At 74.0% G+C, this 7,138-nt stretch carries 4 protein-coding genes; all 4 read left to right on the plus strand.

Annotated elements, in window-relative coordinates; translation table 11 throughout:
• The first annotated feature begins 117 nt into the window (after positions 1 to 117).
• The 4 genes from pepN (at position 118) to ACFZBB_RS02280 (ending at position 6,917) form a co-directional block, all read left to right on the plus strand.
• Positions 118 to 2,706 (plus strand): aminopeptidase N, encoded by a 2,589-nt coding sequence (gene pepN, locus ACFZBB_RS02265; protein ID WP_391116909.1) that lies wholly within the window; start codon positions 118 to 120, stop codon positions 2,704 to 2,706.
• 383 nt (positions 2,707 to 3,089) lie between these two features.
• The gene (locus ACFZBB_RS02270) at positions 3,090 to 3,371 is read left to right on the plus strand and encodes an ATP-binding protein (protein WP_391116911.1); all 282 of its coding nucleotides are present in this window, start codon (positions 3,090 to 3,092) and stop codon (positions 3,369 to 3,371) included.
• A 109-nt stretch (positions 3,372 to 3,480) separates the two neighbouring features.
• Entirely contained in the window at positions 3,481 to 4,326 is an 846-nt protein-coding gene (locus tag ACFZBB_RS02275) for an ATP-binding cassette domain-containing protein (RefSeq protein ID WP_391116913.1), read from the plus strand.
• Positions 4,323 to 6,917: an FtsX-like permease family protein gene (locus ACFZBB_RS02280; protein WP_391116915.1), complete on the plus strand. Its 2,595-nt coding sequence runs from the start codon at positions 4,323 to 4,325 to the stop codon at positions 6,915 to 6,917. Before ACFZBB_RS02275 ends, ACFZBB_RS02280 begins: the two co-directional genes overlap by 4 nt.
• Positions 6,918 to 7,138: the final 221 nt, after the last annotated feature.

A 7,138-nucleotide genomic window follows, 5' to 3' on the forward strand; every position in this document is an offset into this window, starting at 1 on the left:
CCCCCGTACGTCCCCCGTGGGAGGATGCGGGACGCTGTGACCACCCGGGAGACCCCCGGGGCCGCCCATGAGCCCACAGACCCGCGGGGCCTGTGAGAACAGACAAAGGAGTCGCCCGTGCCCGGCGAGAACCTCAGCCGCGAGGAGGCCCGTGAGCGGGCCTCGATCCTGTCCGTCGAGCGCTACGACGTGGCCCTCGACGTACGGTCGGCGGTGGACCCGGCCGACGCGGGCGGGGACCGCACCTTCCGGTCGACGACCGTGATCGACTTCCGGTGCTCGCGACCGGGCGCCTCGTCCTTCGCCGACCTGCTCGCCCCGGCCGTCACCTCCGTCCGGCTCAACGGCCGGGAGCTGGACCCGGCGGCCGTCTTCGACGGCGCCCGGATCGCGCTGGACGACCTCGCGGAGCGCAACACCCTCGTGGTCGACGCGCGTTGCGCGTACAGCAGGACCGGCGAGGGGCTGCACCGCTTCGAGGACCCGGAGGACGGCGAGGTCTATCTGTACACGCAGTACGAGCCCGCCGACGCGCGCCGCGTCTTCGCCAACTTCGAACAGCCCGACCTGAAGGCGCCGTTCACCTTCCAGGTGACCGCGCCCGAGGGCTGGACGGTGCTGAGCAACAGCGAGCGCGACGGCGAGCCCGTGCCGCACGAGGGCGACGGCGGCGGTACGGTGTCGCGCTTCCTGCCGACGCAGCCGATCTCCACGTACATCACGGCGGTCGTCGCGGGCCCGTACCACGTGGAGCACGACCACTACTCGCGGACCTTCGAGGACCGGGCGGTGCTCGACGTGCCGTTGAGCGCGCTGTGCCGCAAGTCGCTGGCCCGGCACTTCGACGCGGACGAGATCTTCACGGTCACCAAGCAGGGCCTGGACTTCTTCCACGACAACTTCGACTACCCGTACCCCTTCGGGAAGTACGACCAGGCGTTCGTGCCCGAGTACAACATCGGCGCGATGGAGAACCCCGGATGTGTCACCTTCCGGGAGGAGTTCGTCTTCCGCGGCAAGGTCACCCGCGCGTCGTACGAGGGCCGGGCCAATGTGATCCTGCACGAGATGGCGCACATGTGGTTCGGCGACCTGGTCACCATGCGCTGGTGGGACGACCTGTGGCTGAAGGAGTCCTTCGCGGACTTCATGGGCGCCTTCGCGATGGTGGAGGCCACGCAGTACGACGCCGGGTGGATCACCTTCGCCAACCGGCGCAAGGCGTGGGCGTACCGCGCCGACCAACTCCCCTCCACGCACCCCGTGGTCGCCGACATCCGCGATCTCCAGGACGCGAAGCTGAACTTCGACGGCATCACGTACTCCAAGGGCGCCTCGGTGCTCAAGCAACTCGTCGCGTACGTGGGCCGGGACGCCTTCCTTGAGGCGGCGCGCCGGTACTTCAAGCGGCACGCGTACGGCAACACCACGCTCGCCGACCTGCTGGCGGTGCTGGCCGAGACCTCGGGCCGCGACATGGCGCAGTGGTCGCGCGCGTGGCTGGAGACCGCGGGCGTCAACTCCCTTACCCCGCAGGTGATTTACGGCGCGGACGGGAAGATCACCGAGCTGTCGGTGCTCCAGACCGCTGCCGAGTCGCACCCCGAACTGCGCCCGCACCGCGTCGCGGTGGGCCTGTACCGGCGGGTGCCGGGCGGCGCGCTCGAACGGTACGCGCGGGTCGAGACCGACGTGTCGGGCCCGGTGACCGTGGTGGACGGCCTGGCCGGCCATGACCGGCCCGAGCTGGTGCTGGTCAACGACGACGACCTGACGTACTGCAAGATCCGCTTCGACGAGGTGTCGCTGGACACGCTCCGCGCCCATCTCGGCGACCTCACCGACCCGTTGGCGCGGGCGCTGGCGTGGTCGGCGGTGTGGAATCTGACCCGTGACGGGCTGATGCCCGCCCGTGACTACCTCGGTCTCGTGCTGCTCTTCGCGGGCTCCGAGAGCGACATCGGGGTGCTCCAGTCGCTGCACCAGCAGGCGCGCTCCGCGCTGTCGCACTACGTGGCGCCCGACCACCGCGAGGAGGCCGCCAGGTCGCTCGCCGAGGGCGCGCTGCGGGAGCTGCGGCAGGCGGAGCCGGGCAGCGGCCACCAGTTGGCCTGGGCGCGGTTCTTCTCCTCCGTGGCCTCATCGGCGGCCGATCTCCAGTTGCTGCGCGGGCTGTTGGACGGCTCGGCGAAGATCGACGGGCTGGACGTCGACCAGGAACTGCGCTGGACGTTCCTCGAGACCCTCACCGCCGAGGGCGACGCGGACGCGGCGGCGGTCGCGGCCGAGCGCTCCCGCGACGACACCGCCTCCGGTCACCGGCACGAGGTGCGCTGCCTGGCCGCCCGGCCCTCCGCGCAGGTCAAGGCGGCGGCCTGGGCCGATGTCGTGGACTCCGACCGGCTCTCCAACGCCCTGGTCGAGGCCACCATCGCGGGCTTCGCGCAGCCGGGGCAACGGGGGTTGACGGCGCCGTACGTCGAGCCGTACTTCGCCTCGATCGAGCGCGTCTGGGGCGAGCGGTCGATCGAGATCGGCATGGCGGTGGTGCGGGGTCTGTTCCCGCACCACCAGGGTCCTGAGGCGCTGGCCGCCGCCGACGCGTGGCTCTCCTCCCGCGCCGACGCGGCACCCGCCTTGCGGCGCTTGGTCGTTGAGTCCCGCGACGACCTCGCGCGCGCGCTCCGCGCCCAGTCCCTGCGGTGAGCTGACAGGGGTTTGTCCTTGCCCGCCCGCCCGCCCACCCGTGCGGGTGCTCTGTCGTCTGCCGGTGCCGCCTGTGCCTGGGTCGGTGCCGGTCCGGGGCACCTCCTCGAAATGCGGCTACCTGGCCCCGCGCATCCGGCCCCCTCCCCGTCACCGCATTTCTGCGGGGGCACCCCGGCCCGTCCCCTCCCGGTACGTCGGCGCCCGACGGTCCGGTGGGGGTGGCCGGGGGGTGTCAAAGACCGTGAGGGCGCCCCGAGCGTCCTCCGCCCAAGGGGCTGGGTGGGTGGGCACCATCGGACGGTCCGCTGGTGGGTGGGCACCATCGGACGGTCCGCAGGCGGAGGGGTGTCCAAGACAGGGGGCCTCCGCCGATCCCCGCGGTGGAGGAACAGCCGGGCGGAGTGCGGCACGCGCGGCCCCCGGCCGGCCGGGAGATCGGCGTACGGGTCGCGCTCTATGACCTGCGCCTGCGCGTCGAGGTCGCGGACGCGGGTGACGGCCGGCCGCGGCTGAGGTCCGCGGGGGTGGATGACGAGGGCGGGCGGGGGCTCGCGTTGGTTGCGGTGCTCGCCGACCGCCACGGGGTGTGTCCGCGGCTGCGTGGCATCGGCAAGGCGGTGTGGGCGGAAATCGGGCTCGGGACGGTGGCTGTCGGACTCTGACGCGGGGGTTGTCCCCACCATGGGGACGCCAGGGGACGCCATGGTTCGGGGGAGCGCGGCTCCGTAGCGTCGAGAGGGTCGGGAAACGGACTGAGCTGAGGGGAAAGAGATGGCGTCGCGGCGCGAACGGAAGCGGGCACAGAAGGCGGCGGACGCCGAACCGACGGGCACGCCGGCCGCGGCGTACGCGGCGTACGCGGTGGAGCTGAGAGGAGTGCGGCGCACATACGGCCGCGGCGAGGCCGCGGTGCACGCGCTGCGCGGCATCGATCTGGGGCTGCCCCGCGGCAGCTTCACGGCGGTGATGGGCCCCTCCGGCTCGGGGAAGAGCACGTTCCTGCAGTGCGCGGCCGGACTGGACCGGCCGAGCGCCGGGCAGGTGCTGCTGGGCGGGGTGGAGATCACCGCGCTGAGCGAGAAGCGGCTGACGGAGCTGCGGCGCAGCCGCATCGGGTTCGTGTTCCAGTCGTTCAATCTGCTGCCGTCGCTGACCGTGCAGCAGAACGTCCAGCTCCCGCAGCGCCTGGCGGGCGAGCGCCCCGACCGGCGCCGGGTGGCGGAGCTGCTGGCCCGGGTGGGCCTGGAAGGCCACGGAAGGCGCCGCCCCGGCCAGCTCTCCGGCGGGCAGCAGCAGCGCGTGGCCATCGCGCGGGCGCTGGTCACGGAGCCGGACGTGATCTTCGCGGACGAGCCGACGGGGGCGCTGGACACGGGTACGGCCCGCGAGGTGCTGGGGCTGCTGCGGCACGCGGTGAACGGGCTCGGCGCGACGGTGGTGATGGTGACGCACGACCCGGTGGCGGCGTCGTACGCGGACCGCGTGCTGTTCCTGGCGGACGGCTCGTTCGCTGACGAACTGCGGCACCCCGAGCCGACGGCGGTCGCGGACCGGATGGTGGCGCTGACCCAGCGCGAGTCCGGGCGCGGCGCGGGACGGGTGGGGGCGGCGGCATGAACGGCCTGGCCCGCGCCTCCGTGCGCTTCAGGCCCGCGTCCTTCGTGGGCACCTTCGTCGCGCTGCTGTTCGCGTCCGCCGTCATCACGGCGTGCGGCAGCATGCTCCAGACCGGGATCACGGCGCATGTGAAGCCGGTGCGGTACGCGGCCACGCCTGTCGTGGTGGCGGCCGACCCGTCGGCGCGGATCACCACGGGGCACGGCGACGACGCCGACAGCGACGCGGCGTCGCTGCCGGACCAGCCCCGCGTGGACACGGCGCTCGCCGACCGCATCGCCCGCGCGCCGGGCGTGTCGGCGGCCGTACCCGACACGGCCTTCCCGGTGCAGTCGAAGACGTTGCCGCCGCTGACCGGCCGCGACTGGTCGGCCCACGCGATCGACGCGAGCACGGTGGTGCGGGGGCGGGCGCCCGGTACGGGCGAGGTCGCCCTGTCGGCGGCCGCCGCCCGGGCGGCGCACGTCGGCGTCGGCGACACCCTCACACTGACCGCCCCGACGGGCGCGACCACGTACAAGGTCTCGGGCCTGACCGACACGAAGACCAGCACCGGCGCCGGCGCGAAAGACGGCACCGAGGCAAGCGCTACAACAAGCGCCACGGCCGGCACCGGCGCCTCGGCCTACTTCGCCGACCCCGTCGCCGACCGCCTGTCGGGCCACCCGGGCCGCACCGACGCCATCGCCGTGCTGCCCGCCAAGGGCGTGAGCACGGACGAGCTGGCCCGGCAGGTGAAGGCCGCGGTCAAGGGCGCCCCCGGCGACCCGGCGAAGGTGCGCACCGGCGACGGCCGCGGTCTCGCCGAGCACCCGGAGCTGGCCGAGGGCAAGGAGATGCTGACGGCGATCGGCGCCTCGTTCGGCGGGATCGCCACGGCGACGGCCGTGTTCGTGGTGATGGGCACCGTCGCGCTGGCGATCGGCCAGCGCGGCCGGGAGATCGCGCTGCTGCGCGCCGTCGGCGCGACCCCCCGGCAGATCCGCCGCACCGTGGCGACCGAGGCGATGCTGGTGGCGCCGATCGCGGGCGCCGCGGGCATCCTGCCCGGCGTGGCGCTGGCCCGCTGGTGGGTGAGGCAGCTCGTCCACCGGGACGCCGTCCCGGCCGGGGTGACGCTCAGCACCGGCTGGATCCCGATGGTGAGCGCGGTCGGCGCGGGCCTGCTCGCGGCGCTGGCCGCCGGATATCTGGCCGCCCGCCGCCCGTCGAAGGCCCGGCCGAGCCAGGCGCTCGGCGAGGCCGCGGTGGAGCGCCGCAGGCCCGGCGTCATCAGGACCGTACTCGGCGCCGCGGCCGTCGTGGGCGGCTGCGTCCTGGCCGCCGTCGCCGCGCACACCACGGGCGAGGACGCCGCGAACGTCGCCCTCGGCATCGTCTTCTGCTTCATGGTCGGCGTGGCCTTCCTCGGGCCCGTCGTGGCCTGGGCCGCCGCCGCGCTGCTCGGCCTGCCGCTGCGCGCGGGCGGCGCCGCCTCACAGCTCGCCGCCGCCAACAGCCGGGCCAACGCCCGCAGGCTGGCCTCCGCGATCACCCCGATCGTGCTGGTCACCGCCTTCTGCGGCACGCTCCTGTGCATGCAGGGCTCGCTCAAGCACGAGGCGGCCCACCAGATCAAGGACGGCGTCGTCGCCGACCAGGTGCTCGGCTCGTCCGGCGCGGGGGTGCCCGCCGACACCGCGCAGCGCGCCGCGAAGGTGCCCGGCGTGGACGGCGCGGTCGGCGTCCTGCGCACCGGCGCGCTCTACCGGGCGTCCGGCTCGCTCAACTCCGCGTCCGTGCTGGGTGTTTCCGGAGACCCGGGCAAGCTGCCCGACGTCCTCCGACTGGGCCTCAAGACCGGCTCGTTGAGCGCGCTGACCGGTGACGGCCGGACCGTCGCCGTGGATTCGCTGCTCGCCGGTACGGCGAAGGTGAAGGTCGGCGACCGGATCTCGCTGTGGCTCGGCGACGGCACCCAGGTGCGGCCGACGGTCGTGGCGACGTACGAACGCGGGCTGGGCATCGGTCAGTTGCTGATGCCGCGCGCGGCGGTCGCCGACCACGCGCGGACGGCGTACGACACGCAGGTGCTGGTGCACGACGCGCCCGGCGCGGACCGTACGGCCGTCGAGCGGGGCCTGTCGCGGCTGGGCGTCGCCGGGCTCACGGTCACCGACCGTGCCGGGTACCGCCAGCAGGCCGACAAGGAGCTGGAGTTGAACGCCTGGGCGAACAGCGTCATGGCCGCCGTCCTCGGCGGATTCGCCGCGGTCGCCGCCGCGAACACGCTGGTGATGACGGTGCTGGACCGGCGCCGCGAGGTCGCGCTGCTGCGGCTGGCGGGCACCACGCGCCGCCAGGTGCTCGGCATGGTCCGCCTGGAGGCGCTGCTGGTCGCCGCGGCCGGGCTGCTGATCGGCGGTGCCATCGCGTGGATCACCCTCGTCCCGATCGCCCGCGGTCTGACCGGCGCGAGCCCGTACATCCCGCCGGGCACGGCTCTCGGCCTCGCGGGCGCCGCGACGGTCATCGGCCTGCTCTCCACCGCCCTTCCGGCCCGCGCGCTGCTGCGCGCCAACCCGGCAGCGGCGGGCGCGGCCCGCGAATAGCCCACCGGACTCGGTGAGTTGAACGCGTTCCGCGCACGCGGACAGGGCGGCCGTCAGGAAGACGGCCGCCCTGTTCACGTACGTACCGGGGGTGGGGGGGGGGGGGGCCCCCCCCCCCCCCCCCCCCAAAAACAAAAAAAAACCCCCCCCCGGTGTTAAAGCAGACCACTAACGGCCCCCGCCACCCCCCGGCGTGGGAGTTGGCCAAAGCCGCCACCATA

It is taken from the genome of Streptomyces sp. NPDC008139 (assembly GCF_042957025.1).
In the GTDB taxonomy this organism is placed as follows: Bacteria; Actinomycetota; Actinomycetes; order Streptomycetales; family Streptomycetaceae; genus Actinacidiphila.

Bases quoted from the DNA above. Each gene is read 5' to 3' on its own strand.
- ACFZBB_RS02280 (WP_391116915.1), top strand. From the start codon at position 4,323: ATGAACGGCCTGGCCCGCGCCTCCGTGCGCTTCAGGCCCGCGTCCTTC.
- ACFZBB_RS02275 (WP_391116913.1), top strand. From the start codon at position 3,481: ATGGCGTCGCGGCGCGAACGGAAGCGGGCACAGAAGGCGGCGGACGCC.